This window comes from Microbacterium sp. K41, from assembly GCF_004794395.1.
In the GTDB taxonomy this organism is placed as follows: domain Bacteria; phylum Actinomycetota; class Actinomycetes; order Actinomycetales; family Microbacteriaceae; genus Microbacterium; species Microbacterium sufflavum.
The window spans coordinates 1-13,722 of record NZ_SSDO01000246.1 but is presented as its reverse complement, the minus strand read 5'-3'; the positions used below and the strand labels follow the sequence as shown (position 1 = coordinate 13,722).

Genomic DNA, 13,722 nt, shown 5'->3' with positions numbered 1-13,722 from the left:
CGTGTGCTCTTCCGATCTGGGGGCCGCCGGCGCCCGCAGCGCCTCGGCGACGTCGCCCAGGTCGGCCGCCAGCGCGTCGAGGATCTCCACGACCGGCCCCGCGTTCGCGCCGAGGATCTGCACCCACAGCTCGGGCGCGGAGGCGGCGATGCGCGTCGTGTCGCGCACTCCCTGACCCGCCAGGCGCAGCGCGCCCTCCTCGGCTCCCGCGAGCCGCGCGGCCAGCAGGCTCGCGACGACCTGCGGCACGTGCGAGGTGAGGGCGACCGAACGGTCGTGCTCCTCCGGCGTCATCTCCAGCGGCATCGCGCCCACGTCGAGCGCGAGCGCCTCGACCAGCGCGAGATCCGTGGCCTTCGTGTCCTCGTCGCGGCACACCACCCAGGGCCGCCCGATGAAGAGGTCGGCGCGGGCGGAGATGGCGCCGCCGCGCTCACGCCCCGCGAGCGGGTGCGAGCCGATGTAGCGCGCGAGGTCGACGCCGCGGTCGCGCAGCGTCCGGAACGGTTCGAGCTTGACGCTCGCGACGTCGGTCACGACCGCGTCCGGGTACCGCTCCAGCTCGGCCTGCACCACGTCGGCCGTGACGTCGGGCGGCACGGCCACCACGATCAGCGCGGGGGCGTCGTCGGCGGCGGCGAGTCGACCGGCGCCGTAGTCCACCGCCAGTCGCAGCTGCGCCGGGGAGGCATCCGTGAGCGCCACATCGACACCCTTGGCCCGCAGCGCATGACCGACGCTCGCGCCGAGCAGGCCGGCACCGACGATGCGGACGGTACCGGACAGACGCGGCGCGACGGCACCGGTCTTCCGCGCCGTGGGCGCACTCGTCGTGTCGGTCATTCGGTCTCCTGCTCGCCTGGCGCCGCGGCGACACCGGATTCACGGCGCGCGAGGGTCAACAGCGCACCGAGTTCGATTTTACTCAGGTCACGCGTCTTCCCCGCCGGGAGGGTTCCCAGGTGCAGCGGGCCGAACTGCCGGCGCACGAGCTCGGTCACGGGGTGGCCGACCGCGGCCATCATCCGACGCACGATTCGGTTGCGCCCCGAATGAAGCGTGAGCTCCACCAGGCTCGAGCCGCGCGACGTGTCCAGCAGCCGCGCCTTGTCCGCCGCGATGGGGCCGTCCTCCAGCTCGATGCCCTTCGTGAGCGTGGAGATCGTCTGCGGGGTCACCGTGCCGTCCACCTTGGCGATGTACACCTTGGTCACACCGAACGACGGATGCGCCAGGACGTGCGCGAGCTCGCCGTCGTTCGTGAGCAGCAGCAGCCCGCTGGTCTCGGCGTCGAGGCGCCCCACGTTGTAGAGCCGCTCCTCGTAGTCCTTCGTGAAGCGACGCAGGTCGGGCCGCCCACTCTCGTCACGCATGCTGCTGACCACTCCGGTGGGCTTGTTCAGCATCACGTAGCGCTTGGTGACGTCGAGCTGCACCGCGGTGCCGTCCACGTCGACCAGGTCACGCTCGGGGTCGATCCGACGGCCGAGCTCGGTCACGGTCTGCCCGTTCACCCGGATGCGCCCCTCGACGATGTACTGCTCGACGACACGACGCGAGGCGACGCCCGCCGCCGCGAGGACCTTCTGCAGCCGCACGCCCTCGGGCCCGGTGGCGTCGTCGTGGGCAGCGTTCATCGGAGGGTCCCTTCGTCGAAGCCGTCGGCGCCGTCGTCCAGCAACGGCGAGATCGGCGGCAGCTCGTCCAGCGAATTGATGCCGAGGTGCTGCAGCAGCGCGTCGGTGGTGCCGTAGTTGATCGCCCCGGTCTCGGAGTCCGCGAAGAGCTCGGTGATGAGGCCGCGGGCGAGCAGCGTGCGCACGACCGAGTCCACGTTCACGGCGCGGATCGACGCGACCTGGCTGCGGGTGACGGGCTGCTTGTAGGCGATCACCGCGAGCGTCTCCAGGGCGGCCTGCGACAGCCGCGCGGGTGCCTGCCCGCCCACGAACTCCGCCACCACGGGGTCGAGGTCTTCGCGCACGTACAGCCGCCACCCGCCACCGACCTCGCGCAGCTCGAAGCCGCGCCGCGGTCCTCGGCCCCGTCCGTCGTAGTCGTCCCCGAGCGCCTCCAGCGTCTGCCGCACGGCCGGCACCGGCGCGCCGACCGCGGCCGCGAGGGCGACCAGGCCGATCGGCTCGTCCACGATGAAGAGGATCGCCTCGACGCGCTCGCTCAGCGGCAGCTCGGAGCCCACGACCGTCGCAGCGTCGTCACCCCCGGGCTCGACCTCCGGCCGGGTCTCGGTCTCGGCCACGGGCTCGACCTCCGGCACGGTCTCGGTCTCGGTCACGTCATCGGTCATAGTCGGCCCCCAGGGTCGCGAGTGTCTCGTCCGACCAGGTGTCGGCGGCCCAGCGGAGCGTCAGCTCGCCGAGCGGTTCCAGTTGTTCGAAGGAGAGCGCCGCGTGGCGGTACAGCTCCAGGACGGAGATGAAGCGCGCCACCACGATCCCCGGCTCGGTGACGCCTGCGACCAGCTCGCGGAAGCTGATCGACTCGGTGCCGCGCAGCAGCGTCACGACGATCGCCGCCTGCTCGCGGATGCTCACCAGCGGTGCGTGCAGGTGATCGAGCCCGACGTGCGGCATCTCCTTGGGCGCGAAAGCCAGCAGTGCCAGCGCCGCGAAGTCGTCCGCGCTCAGCGACCACACCAGCTCCGGCGTCTTGCGGCGGTGCTTCTCCTCCAGCGGCACCGCCCGCACGTGACGGCGGTCCTCCCGCTGCAGGCACCGCGCGAACCACGCCGACACCTCCTTGAACGCCCGGTACTGCAGCAGGCGCGCGAACAGCAGGTCGCGCGCCTCCAGCAGCGCCACGGCCTCGGCGTCGACGAGCTCGCCCTGCGGCAGGAGGCCGGCGACCTTCATGTCGAGCAGCGTCGCGGCCACCACGAGGAACTCCGACGCCTGGTCGAGCTCCTCCTCGTCCTCCAGCTCGGCGAGGTAGGCGATGAACTCGTTCGTGACCGCGCTCAGCGACACCTCGGTGATGTCCATCTCGTGCTTCGAGATGAGATTCAGCAGCAGGTCGAACGGTCCGTCGAAGTTCGACAGCGAGACGCGGAAGCCCGTGTCGCCCTCCGCGGGGGCGACGGCCTCGGCGGTCGGATCGGTCTCGGCCTGCTCAGGCGACGGCGCCACGGGCGACCAGCTCCCGCGCCAGCCGCAGATACGCCTGCGCGGCGGCGTGCTCCGGCGCGAACTCGGTGATGGGCACGCCGGAGACCGAGGCGTCGGGGAACTTCACCGTGCGGCCGATCACGGTCTCCAGCACGTCGTCGCCGAAGGCCTCCACCACCCGCTCCAGCACCTCGCGCGAGTGCAGCGTGCGCGGGTCGTACATGGTCGCCAGCAGCCCGTCCATCGTGATCGACGGGTTCAGGCGGTCGCGCACCTTGTCGATGGTCTCGATCAGCAGCGCCACCCCGCGCAGGGCGAAGAACTCGCACTCGAGCGGGATGATCACGCCGTGCGCGGCGGTGAGGGCGTTGACCGTGAGCAGGCCGAGCGAGGGCTGGCAGTCGATCAGGATGACGTCGTACTCGCCCGCGACCTGGCGGAGCACCCGCGCGAGGATGGTCTCGCGGGCCACCTCGTTGACCAGGTGCACCTCGGCGGCCGACAGGTCGATATTCGCGGGCAGCACGTCGAGGCCCTCGACGTTGGAGTGGACGATCGCCTCGTGCGCGTCGCGCTTCGTGTCCAGCAGCAGGTCGTACACGGTGGGGACGTCGTGGGTCTGGATGCCCAGGCCCGCGGACAGCGCGCCCTGCGGGTCGAAGTCGACGGCGAGCACCTTGCGGCCGTACTCCGCGAGGGACGCGGCGAGGTTGATCGAGGTGGTCGTCTTGCCGACGCCGCCCTTCTGGTTGCAGAGGGCGATGATGCGCGCGGGACCGTGCGACTTCAGCGGCGCCGGGATCGGGAAGCCGCGGTAGGGGCGGCCGGTGGGTCCCATGGGGGTGTCGTCGGCCTTCTTCGCCTTCGCCCTGGACTTCGCCGCGTTCTCAGCCACCGGTTCTCCTGCTCCTTCGTGCTTGCTCGATTGTAGCGGCCGGGCCGCTCACGGGCCGTCCCGGCGCGCGGCGGCGGACCCAGGCGACCGCGCGAGTCAGCGGGCCCGCGGGTGCGACGTGGCGTACACGTCGCGCAGCGCGTCGACCGACACGTGCGTGTAGATCTGCGTCGTGGCGACCGACGAGTGCCCGAGCAGCTCCTGCACCACGCGCACGTCCGCGCCGCCCTGCAGCAGATGCGTCGCGAACGAGTGCCGCAGGGTGTGCGGCGACACCTCGGCCGTGATCTGCGCCCGCTCCGCCGCCGCCCGGATCACCAGCCACGCGCTCTGCCGCGACAGGGGCGCACCGCGGGCGCCGAGGAACAGGCGCGCCGAAGCCCTGCCCTTCGCGGCGAGCCCGGGACGCACCCGCGTCAGGTATGCGTCGACCGCGTCACGCGCGTACGAGCCCACCGGCACGATGCGCTCCTTCGACCCCTTGCCGCGCAGCCGCAGCACCTCCCCGTGCGCGAGGTCGTCGACGTCGAGCCCGACCGCCTCCGACACGCGGGCGCCCGTGGCGTACAGCAGTTCCAGCAGCGCGCGGTCGCGGATGCCGAGCGGTTCCTCCGGCGACGGCGCCGCGAGCAGGCGCTCGACCTGCTCGATCGTCAGCGCCTTCGGCAGCCTCCGCGGGGCCTTGGGCGGACGCAGCCGGCCGCTCGGGTCGTCGGCCTCGATCCCCTCGCGCGCCAGGAAGCGGTGCCACCCGCGCACGGACGACTGCAACCGGGCGAGGCTCGTGGCCGCGGGGGCGGGCTCGGCGGACGCACGCTCGGCGATGAAGCGGTCGATCACCGCGGGGGTCACCTCGGTCGTGTCGGTGATGCCCTCGGCGGCGAGCCACCCCCGGTACCCGTCGAGGTCGCGTCGGTACGCCGCGATCGTGTGCGCGCTCAGTCCGCGCTCGATCGTGACGTGACGCAGATACGCGTCGAGGGCGCGATCGAGCAGCATGTCAGCCCCGGTCGCGGAGCCTCTGCGCGGCCGCGAGCACACCGATCGCCAGGATGCCGTTACGCATGCGACCGTCAAGCACCGCGGCCACCGCGTCGTCGAGGGTCACCCAGGCGAGCCGGATGTCGGCCTCCTCGTCCTCCCGGGAGTGTGCGGCGTCGGCGGCCGTGATGCCCGTGGCGAGGAACAGCTGGATCAGCTCGTCGTTCCCGCCCGGCGTGGTCCACGACGACACTAGGGGCACCCAGTGTGTCGCGACCAGGTCGGCCTCCTCCGCGAGCTCGCGCTGCGCGGCCGCGGCAGGGTCCTCCCCCGGCACGTCGAGCAGACCGGCAGGCAGCTCCCAATCGCGGTGCCGGATCGGGTGCCGGTACTGCTGGATCAGCAGCACCCGGCCCTCGTCGTCCAGCGCGACGATCGCCACCGCGCCGGGATGGGCGACGTACTGGCGCACGATCTCACCGTCGCCGTAGCGCACACGGTCGGAGCGCACGTCCCATACCCGTCCCTCGTACACGAGCTCGGAGGACAGGACCTCGGGGTCGAGCGGCTCGTCGCGCAGCGGACCGCCGTCGGGCAGGGCGCCGATGTCACTCATCGGCGCTGACGTCGAACAGCTCGCTCGCGCGGTGCCGCTCGATCGCCGCACCCACCAGTCCGCGGAACAGCGGGTGCGGGTCGGTCGGGCGCGACCGCAGCTCGGGGTGGGCCTGCGTGGCGATGTAGTACGGGTGCACGTCGCGCGGCAGCTCCACGTACTCGACCAGGTCCAGCTCGGGGTTCAGGCCGGAGAACACCAGCCCGGCCTCGGACAGCCGGTCGCGGTACGCGTTGTTGACCTCGTAGCGGTGGCGGTGCCGCTCCGACGCCTCCGGGGTGCCGTACAGCTCCCGCGCCAGCGAGCCCTCCGCGAGGGCGGCCTGGTAGAGCCCCAGCCGCATGGTGCCGCCCAGGTCGCCGCCGTCGAGGATCTCGACCTGCTCGGCCATGGTCGCGATCACGGGCTCCTGCGTCTCCGGGTCGAACTCGCTCGACGATGCGCCCTCGATGCCGGCCACATCGCGGGCGAACTCGATCACCATGCACTGCAGGCCGAGGCACAGTCCGAGCGTGGGGATGCCCTGCTCGCGCGCGAACTTCAGCGCGCCGAGCTTGCCCTCGATGCCGCGGATGCCGAAGCCGCCCGGCACGCAGATGCCGTCGAGCTCGGCGAGCTGCTCCTGGGCGCCCTCCGGGGTCTCGCACAGGTCGGAGGGGATCCAGCGGATGTGCACCTTGGTCTCCTGCGCGAAACCGCCGGCCTTGAGGGCCTCGGTCACCGAGAGGTACGCGTCGGGGAGGTCGATGTACTTGCCGACGAGGCCGATCGTGACCTCGTGCTTCGGGTTGTGCACCGCGTGCAGCACCTTGTTCCACCGCGTCCAGTCGACGTCGTCCGCCTTCTGGTCCAGACCGAGGCGCCGCACGATGTACGAGTCGAGCTCCTGCTCGTTCAGCGTCGAGGGGATGTCGTAGATGCTCGGGAGGTCGACCGTGTTGATGACGCCCTCGACGTCCACGTCGCACATCAGGGCGATCTTGTTGCGGTTGCTCGCGCTCACGGGACGGTCGCTGCGCAGCACCAGCGCGTCGGGCTGGATGCCCACCTGACGGAGAGCTGCGACGGAGTGCTGCGTCGGCTTGGTCTTCTGCTCGCCGGAGGCGCCCATGAACGGCACGAGCGACACGTGCACGAAGAACACGTTGTCGCGGCCGAGCTCATGACGCAGCTGACGCGCGGCCTCCAGGAACGGCTGCGACTCGATGTCGCCCACCGTGCCGCCGACCTCGGTGATGATGACGTCGGGGCGCGGGTCCTCGGTCGCCTGCAGGCGCATGCGGCGCTTGATCTCGTCGGTGATGTGCGGGATGACCTGCACGGTGTCGCCGAGGTACTCACCGCGACGCTCGCGCGCGATGACCTGCGAGTAGATCTGGCCGGTGGTCACGTTGGCCGCCTGCGACAGGTTGATGTCGAGGAAGCGCTCGTAGTGGCCGATGTCGAGATCGGTCTCCGCGCCGTCGTCGGTGACGAACACCTCGCCGTGCTGGAACGGGTTCATGGTGCCCGGATCCACGTTCAGATACGGGTCGAGCTTCTGCATGACCACGCGGAGTCCGCGGGCGGTGAGCAGGTTGCCCAGGCTGGCCGCGGTGAGGCCCTTGCCCAAAGACGAAACGACACCACCAGTCACGAAGATGTGCTTGGTCGTGTCGTTCTTGGGCCCCGCAGAAGAAGAGTTCATCACGGGCTTCTATCCTAACAGTTCCCTCAGACGCCGAGGCTGAGAAGTTCGCGGGCATGGGTGAGCGCGGCGCCGGAATCGGCGAGGCCGGACAGCAGCCGCGCCATCTCGGCCTCCCGCTCCTCCCCCTCCAGACGCCGCACGCTCGAGGCGGTGACGGCCCCGTCGTTGGACTTGACGACCGTGAGGTGGTTGTTCGCGAACGCGGCGACCTGCGCCAGATGCGTCACCGCGATCACCTGCGACTTCTCCGCCAGCCGGGCGAGTCGCCGGCCGACCTCGATGGCCGCGGCCCCGCCGATGCCGGCGTCGACCTCGTCGAACACGAACGTGGGCACCGGGTCGGTCGCCGCGATGACGACCTCGATCGCGAGCATCACGCGCGACAGCTCGCCGCCCGAGGCACCCTTGGCCACCGACCGCGGTTCGGCTCCGGGGTGCGGGGCCAGCAGGATCGCCACGTCGTCGCGCCCGTGCGTGCTCTCGGCGCCGGGGGTGACCGAGACCTCCAGGCGGGCATCGGGCATCGCGAGCGCGTGGAGCTCCGCGGTGACGGCGTCGCCCAGGCGGACGGCGGCCTCCGTGCGGACGGCGGTCAGGGCGTCCGCCGCGGCGTCGAGCGCGGTACGCGCCTCCTCCCGCTCGGCGGTGAGACGCTGCAGTCGCTCGCCGTCGTCGTCGAGCTCCGCGAGGCGCGTCGAGCCCGTCTGCCACAGTCGGATGGCGTCGTCGAGGGACCCGTGCGCGCGGATGAGCACGCCCAGTGCCGCCCGCCGCTCCTCGACCGCGGCGAGTTCGTGCGGGCCCGACTCGTCGAGGTCGGCGAGGAAGCCGGACAGCTGCCCGGCGGCGTCGGCGATACGGTATCCGATGTCGGCGAGCGTCTCGGCGACCTCCGCGAGCGTCGCATCCGAGACCCGTTCGAGCGCCCGCCGCGCCTCCGCGACCAGTGCCGACGCATCCGGCTCGCCCTCCTCGTTCGAGAGCGCCCCGTGCGCGAGCGAGGCGGCCAGACGCAGCTCCTCGGCGTTCGCGAGCCGTTCGGCGCGGGCCGCGAGTTCGGCATCTTCACCCGCCTCGGGTGCGGTCGCCTCGATCAGCGCGAGGTCTTCCCGCAGTCGCGCGGCTTCCTCCGCCCGGCGGTCGCGGTTGCCCGTGATCTCGGCGATCTCCGCGTCGAGGCCGCGCCAGCGCTCGAAGGCCGTGCCGTAGTGCTCCAGCGCCCGGGCGATCGCGTCACCGCCGAAGCGGTCGAGGGCGTCGCGCTGCGCAGCGGCGGACCGCAGCCGCAACTGCTCGGACTGGCCGTGCACGACCACCAGCTCGTCGGCGAGGGCGGACAGCACGCCGGCCGGAGCGGCGCGACCCCCCACGCTCGCCCTGCTACGGCCCTCGGCGTTGAGGGTGCGCGACACGTACAGTTCGGCGCTGCCGCCACCGACCGGTTCGAGTTCGCCCCCGGCGTCGGCGACGATGTCTGCCACGTCCCCTGTCTCGGGCACGACCCAGACTCCCGCCACCGAGGCCTGGCCGGCTCCGGCGCGCACGGCGCCCGAGTCGGCGCGCTGTCCGAGCAGCAGCCCGAGCCCCGTGACGACCATCGTCTTGCCCGCACCGGTCTCGCCGGTGATGGCGGTGAACCCCGGTCCGAGCGGGAGCACGGCGTCGGCGATCACACCGAGGCCCCGCAGGCGCATCTCCTCGATCACGGCTGGTTCCTCCGGTCCTGTCCGCGCCACCCTTCGACCGGCAGCTGGAACTTGCGCACCAGCCGGTTCGTGAACGCGGTCGGGTGCAGGCGCGCGAGGCGCACCGGCCGCGAGGACCGTCGCACCACCACACGCGCTCCGGGTGGGAGCTCGTGCGAGCGTCGGCCGTCGCACCAGAGGATGCCGGAGCCGTCCGTGCGCTCGAGCATCTCGATCGCGACCGCCGCGTCGGGGCTCACCACGAGCGGCTTCGCGAACAGCGCGTGGGCGGAGAGCGGCACCACGGCGATGGCCTCCACGGTCGGCCAGATCACGGGCCCGCCGGCGGAGAAGTTGTAGGCGGTGGATCCCGTCGGGGTGGACACGACCATGCCGTCGCAGCCGAAGCTCGACAGCGGGCGGCCGTCGATCTCCAGCACGACCTCGATCATGCGCTCCCTGCTGGCCTTCTCGACCGTCGCCTCGTTCAGGGCCCAGGTCTCGTAGACGACGTCGCCGGCGGCGTCCTTCACCCGCACCGAGAGCGCCAGGCGCTCCTCCACGTCGTAGTCGCGGGCGATGACACGGCGCACCGCGTCGTCCATGTCGTCGGGGTCGATCTCGGCGAGGAAGCCGACGTGGCCCATGTTGATGCCGAGCACGGGGGCACCGCTGTCGCGCACGAGCTCCGCGGCGCGCAGGATCGTGCCGTCACCGCCGAGGACGATGGCCAGCTCGAGCGCGGTCGGGTCGGCGGAGACGCCCAGGACGTCGACGTCGGCGAAGAACGGGTCGACGGCGGAGAGCGCATCGTGGTCGTCGGGCGCGAGGACCGGGCGGGCACCCGCTCCCCGCAGGGCATCGGTCACGCGACGGGCCGCTTCCACCGTCTCGACGCGGCCGGCGTGCGCGACCACCAGGATCCAGCGCTCGTTCATCGTCCCCCTGCCAGCCGGTTGATGGTGTCCATCCATTCTGTCGGATTGCTGCCGCGTCCCGGCGCGAGGTGCACGAGGTACTCCGCGTTTCCGTGCGTGCCGAGGATCGGGGAGGGAAGGATGCCGAACATCCCGAACCCCGCGTCCCACGCGCTCCAGACGACGCGGGCCACGGCGTCGGCGCGGGTGGCCGGATCGGTGACCAGTCCCCCGCGCACCGCGGTGCGCCCGACCTCGAACTGCGGCTTCACGAGCAGCAGCACGTCGGCGCCCGGCGCGGCGACGGCGGCGATCGCCGGGAGGACGAGTTCGAGCGAGATGAACGACAGGTCGCCGACGATCAGGTCGGGCGGCGCGGGCTCGCCCGTCGCGTCCGCGAGGCTCTGCGGTGTCATGTGCCGCACGTTGAAGCCCTCGACCGACACGACCCCGTCGTCCGCGGCGATGACGGGAGCCAGCTGTCCGTGTCCGACGTCGACCGCGAGCACCCGCCGCGCACCGCGCTCGCGCAGCACCTGGGTGAATCCGCCGGTCGAGGCGCCCATGTCGAGCGCGAGCCGGTCGGCGACCGCGACGCCGAAGCCGTCGAGGGCGGCGACGAGTTTGTGCGCGGCGCGCCCGACGTAGTGGTCGGCGCCGGCCACGGTGAGCTCGCTGTCGTCCTGGACCGGCGTAGACGCCTTGACGACGGGGCGACCGTCGACGCTCACGAGGCCCTCCGCGATGAGGGTGGCGGCATGGCTGCGCGACCGGGCGAGTCCCCGCGAGGCGAGGGCGGCGTCGAGTCGCGTCATCGTGTTCCCGGGGTCTCCCGCTGGTCGAGCCGTGATCCGCTCTCCAGCCGCCGCGAGAGCTCGTCGTGCAGCGCGGAGTAAGCGTCGGCACGAGCCGGAAGCGGCTGCCCTTCGATCAGGCGGAGGCGGCTCCACAGGCCGTCCGTCGGCGCACCGGTCGTCTCATCGCTCACGGGTTCCACTGTACGCGGCTCCTCGGACAGCCGACGGAGCCACGCGTGTGGTCAGGGGCGGTGGAACGGGTCGTCGTACAGCCGCTCGGGCACGCGCAGCACGAACACCGGAGTGCCCGAGGCCCAGATCGCGGCAGCTCCGGCCCGCAGCAGGTCGAGCTGGTTCCCGGACTCCGCGACGATCTCCACGTCCGCGCCGTGCACCCGCACCGCCGCGCCGCCGACGTCGTACACGCCGTCCGTCACCGTCGGGACCGGGTACGGCTCGTGCAGCCCGCGGAGGTCGCCGAGGATGTAGGTCGGGCGCGACCCCTCTGGCGCCGCGAGCACGTGCTTGGGGCGGTCGATCCCGGTCAGCACGAGGGCGGAGTCGATGCCGGCTCGGCTCGCTCCCATGATGTCGGTGTCGAGGCGGTCGCCGATGAACAGCGCCGTGGACGCGCCGAAGCGGTCCAGGGCCTCCTGGAAGATGGGGGTCTCCGGCTTCCCCGCGACCGTGGCCAGCCGCCCGACAGCCGTGTGCACCGCGGACACGAGGGTGCCGTTGCCGGGGGCGACGCCGCGTTCGCGCGGGATCGTCCAGTCGGTGTTGGTGGCGATCCAGGGGATGCCGCCCTCCTCCTCGGGGACCTTGAGCGCGAAGGCCGCTTCGGCGAGGTCGGTCCACGCGACCTCGGGGGCGAAGCCCTGCACGACCGCTTGTGGGTCGGCGTCAGCGCTGCGGGTCACCGTGTACCCGGCCTTCTGCACCTCATCGACGAGACCGTCGCCTCCGACGACGAGGATCGTCGCGGGAGGAGGAACGATCCCCGAGAGCAGTCGCATGGCCGCCTGCGGGCTCGTGACCACGTCGTCTGGCGCGACCGTGAGGCCCAGGCTCGTGAGGTGCGCCGCGACGGATGCGTCGGTCCGCGCCGCGTTGTTGGTGATGTACCCCAGACGCGCCGTGGCGGCTGCGGCGTTGAGGCTCTCCACGGCGTGCGGCAGGGCCCCGGGCCCGGCATACACGACTCCGTCGAGGTCGGCGAGGATCGTGTCGACGCCGTCCAGCGGAGTGCGGGGCGTCTGACGCCTGCGCGTGAAGAGCGCCATCACGCCTCCGGCTTCGAGGAACCGGACTCGTCGTCTTCGTCGACCTCGTCGACGTCTTCGCCGAGGAGCTCGCGAACCTCGTCCTCGATCGTGGGCTCGGCCTCGCCGTCCTCACCGAAGAGCTCGGTCCCGGCACCATCGCTGTCGCCGTCGCGTCCAGAGGCAGCATCGTCGTCGCTGTCCAGGTCTCGGCCCGCCTCGACGTCGAGGTCCGCGTCGCGATCCACGACACCATCACGATCCACGTCACCGTCAGCATCCGCGCCACCGTCAGCATCCACGCCACCGTCAGCATCCACGCCACCATCAGCATCCACGCCACCATCAGCATCCACGCCACCATCAGCATCCACGCCACCGTCCACAGCGTCACCGTCGAGGCCGGCGGCATCGTCGCGGGTGCCGCCACCGTCGCGGGTGCCGTCACCGCCGCCAACGGCGTCGCCGTCAGGCGTAGCAGTGCCGTCACCGTGATCGTCGAGGAACTCGTCGTCGATGAGGCCGTCTTCGACGTAGATCTCCTCGTCGCCGGCTTCGTCGACGCCGAGCGCCTCCGCCGCGACGTCGGCGCGGTGGGCCCAGAATTCTGCCTCGTCGGTGCGTCCGAGGTCTTCCAGGACCGCTGCCCGCGCGGAGAACAGTGCTGGGCTCCACTCGAACGCACGATCGGGATCGAGCTCGGGAATCTCGAGCTCACCGAGAGCCAGCTCCAGGTCGCCCTGGTCGAGCCTCGCGCCCGACATCGCGATCGCAAGAGCCACGCGCACCGCGGTGTCGAGGGTGGAGCGGTCCACGGCACGACCGGTCTCGAGTGCTCGGTCAGGACGGCCGATTCCGCGCTCGCTGTCGACCATGAGCGCGATCTGGTCGTCCTTCCCGGAGATCCTGCGATAGGTGCGCAGCTCGCGAAGAGCCAGGGCGAAGTCACCTGTCGCATAGGCCGTGATGCCGAGCGTCTCGCGGACGATCGCAATGCGACCGGCCCGGCGCGACGCCGCCAGCGCATGCTCGTGTGCCAGCGCGGGGTCTTCGTCGATCAGACGCGAGGCTATCGCCAGGTGTCGGGCGACGTGCTCCGCGTTCTCCTTGCTGAGCGTCTTCAGCTCGTTGCGCGCGGAGGAGTGCAGATCCCGGGCCGTGACCTCGTCCGGAACGGTCGGCTCGTCGAACCGGGCACGCTCGTTCGATGCGTTGGCCGGACGCTCACGCCCGGCACCGCCGCGCTGCGGGAACGACCGGGACCGGTCACTCCCCCGCTCACGCTCAGTCCGCCCTTCGCGACGCGGACCACCATCACGGCTGTAGCCACCCTCGCGACGCTGACCGCCATCACGGCTGTACCCACCCTCGCGACGCTGACCACCGTCACGGCTGTACCCACCCTCGCGACGAGGAGCCGCGTCACGGTTGTATCCGCCTTCACGACGCGGTGCGGAGTCACGGTTGTATCCGCCCTCACGACGCGGTCCACCGTCACGGCTGTAGCCACCCTCACGACGCTGGCCACCGTCACGGTTGAAGCCACCCTCACGACGCTGGCCACCGTCACGGCTGTAGCCACCCTCACGACGCTGGCCACCGTCACGGTTGTACCCACCCTCACGACGCCGACCACCGTCACGGTTGAAGCCACCCTCACGACGCTGGCCACCATCACGGCTGTACCCGCCCTCACGACGCTGACCACCATCACGGCTGAAGCCACCCTCACGACGAGGAGCCGCGTCACGGCT

The 13,722-nt window shown here is 71.8% G+C and carries 14 protein-coding genes; all 14 read right to left on the bottom strand.

Features of this window, described 5'->3' with window-relative positions; all coding sequences use genetic code 11:
• The coding region (locus DW309_RS06775; protein WP_136044935.1) for a prephenate dehydrogenase at window positions 1-843 on the bottom strand (843 nt) is incomplete at its 3' end.
• A complete protein-coding gene (locus DW309_RS06770) occupies window positions 840-1,637 on the bottom strand; it encodes a pseudouridine synthase (protein WP_136035354.1) in 798 nt (265 codons plus the stop codon). The genes DW309_RS06775 and DW309_RS06770, both read right to left, overlap by 4 nt.
• Window positions 1,634-2,308: an SMC-Scp complex subunit ScpB gene (gene scpB / locus DW309_RS06765; protein WP_240753142.1), complete on the bottom strand. Its 675-nt coding sequence runs from the start codon at window positions 2,306-2,308 to the stop codon at window positions 1,634-1,636. The genes DW309_RS06770 and scpB overlap by 4 nt, the downstream gene beginning before the upstream one ends.
• On the bottom strand, window positions 2,298-3,146 hold the full coding sequence (locus DW309_RS06760) for a segregation and condensation protein A (protein ID WP_136044934.1): 849 nt from the start codon (window positions 3,144-3,146) through the stop codon (window positions 2,298-2,300). The genes scpB and DW309_RS06760 overlap by 11 nt, the downstream gene beginning before the upstream one ends.
• Window positions 3,130-3,963, bottom strand: coding sequence for a ParA family protein (locus DW309_RS06755; RefSeq protein WP_136031369.1), 834 nt, complete (start codon window positions 3,961-3,963; stop codon window positions 3,130-3,132). The genes DW309_RS06760 and DW309_RS06755 overlap by 17 nt, the downstream gene beginning before the upstream one ends.
• 153 nt (window positions 3,964-4,116) lie before the next feature.
• The gene (xerD, locus tag DW309_RS06750) at window positions 4,117-5,019 is read right to left on the bottom strand and encodes a site-specific tyrosine recombinase XerD (protein WP_136035356.1); all 903 of its coding nucleotides are present in this window, start codon (window positions 5,017-5,019) and stop codon (window positions 4,117-4,119) included.
• Window position 5,020: 1 nt separating this feature from the next.
• On the bottom strand, window positions 5,021-5,617 hold the full coding sequence (locus tag DW309_RS06745) for an NUDIX domain-containing protein (protein ID WP_136044933.1): 597 nt from the start codon (window positions 5,615-5,617) through the stop codon (window positions 5,021-5,023).
• A complete protein-coding gene (gene pyrG, locus DW309_RS06740; protein WP_136044932.1) occupies window positions 5,610-7,304 on the bottom strand; it encodes a CTP synthase in 1,695 nt (564 codons plus the stop codon). Before pyrG ends, DW309_RS06745 begins: the two co-directional genes overlap by 8 nt.
• Before the next feature lie 26 nt (window positions 7,305-7,330).
• Window positions 7,331-9,013 carry a DNA repair protein RecN gene (gene recN, locus DW309_RS06735; RefSeq protein ID WP_136044931.1) on the bottom strand — a complete coding sequence of 561 codons (1,683 nt, stop codon included), beginning with the start codon at window positions 9,011-9,013 and terminating at the stop codon, window positions 7,331-7,333.
• Window positions 9,010-9,930, bottom strand: a complete 921-nt coding sequence (locus DW309_RS06730; protein ID WP_136031201.1) for an NAD kinase — start codon at window positions 9,928-9,930, stop codon at window positions 9,010-9,012. Before DW309_RS06730 ends, recN begins: the two co-directional genes overlap by 4 nt.
• Window positions 9,927-10,724, bottom strand: coding sequence for a TlyA family RNA methyltransferase (locus tag DW309_RS06725; RefSeq protein ID WP_136044930.1), 798 nt, complete (start codon window positions 10,722-10,724; stop codon window positions 9,927-9,929). The genes DW309_RS06730 and DW309_RS06725 overlap by 4 nt, the downstream gene beginning before the upstream one ends.
• Complete coding sequence (locus DW309_RS19440) at window positions 10,721-10,897, bottom strand: hypothetical protein (protein WP_168387201.1); 177 nt, start codon at window positions 10,895-10,897, stop codon at window positions 10,721-10,723. The genes DW309_RS06725 and DW309_RS19440 overlap by 4 nt, the downstream gene beginning before the upstream one ends.
• A gap of 51 nt (window positions 10,898-10,948) precedes the next feature.
• Entirely contained in the window at window positions 10,949-11,989 is a 1,041-nt protein-coding gene (locus DW309_RS06720; protein ID WP_136044929.1) for an HAD-IIA family hydrolase, read from the bottom strand.
• Window positions 11,989-13,722 (bottom strand): hypothetical protein (locus DW309_RS19985; RefSeq protein WP_240753141.1); only part of this gene is annotated, 1,734 nt, incomplete at its 5' end. The genes DW309_RS06720 and DW309_RS19985, both read right to left, overlap by 1 nt.

What these genes read in the sequence shown, in the direction of transcription:
- DW309_RS06745 (WP_136044933.1), bottom strand. Translation starts at nt 5,617, where the DNA reads ATGAGTGACATCGGCGCCCTGCCCGACGGCGGTCCGCTGCGCGACGAG.
- scpB (WP_240753142.1), bottom strand. Translation starts at nt 2,308, where the DNA reads ATGACCGATGACGTGACCGAGACCGAGACCGTGCCGGAGGTCGAGCCC.
- DW309_RS06730 (WP_136031201.1), bottom strand. Translation starts at nt 9,930, where the DNA reads ATGAACGAGCGCTGGATCCTGGTGGTCGCGCACGCCGGCCGCGTCGAG.
- DW309_RS06720 (WP_136044929.1), bottom strand. Translation starts at nt 11,989, where the DNA reads ATGGCGCTCTTCACGCGCAGGCGTCAGACGCCCCGCACTCCGCTGGAC.
- DW309_RS06770 (WP_136035354.1), bottom strand. Translation starts at nt 1,637, where the DNA reads ATGAACGCTGCCCACGACGACGCCACCGGGCCCGAGGGCGTGCGGCTG.
- xerD (WP_136035356.1), bottom strand. Translation starts at nt 5,019, where the DNA reads ATGCTGCTCGATCGCGCCCTCGACGCGTATCTGCGTCACGTCACGATC.
- DW309_RS06755 (WP_136031369.1), bottom strand. Translation starts at nt 3,963, where the DNA reads ATGGGACCCACCGGCCGCCCCTACCGCGGCTTCCCGATCCCGGCGCCG.
- pyrG (WP_136044932.1), bottom strand. Translation starts at nt 7,304, where the DNA reads ATGAACTCTTCTTCTGCGGGGCCCAAGAACGACACGACCAAGCACATC.
- DW309_RS06725 (WP_136044930.1), bottom strand. Translation starts at nt 10,724, where the DNA reads ATGACGCGACTCGACGCCGCCCTCGCCTCGCGGGGACTCGCCCGGTCG.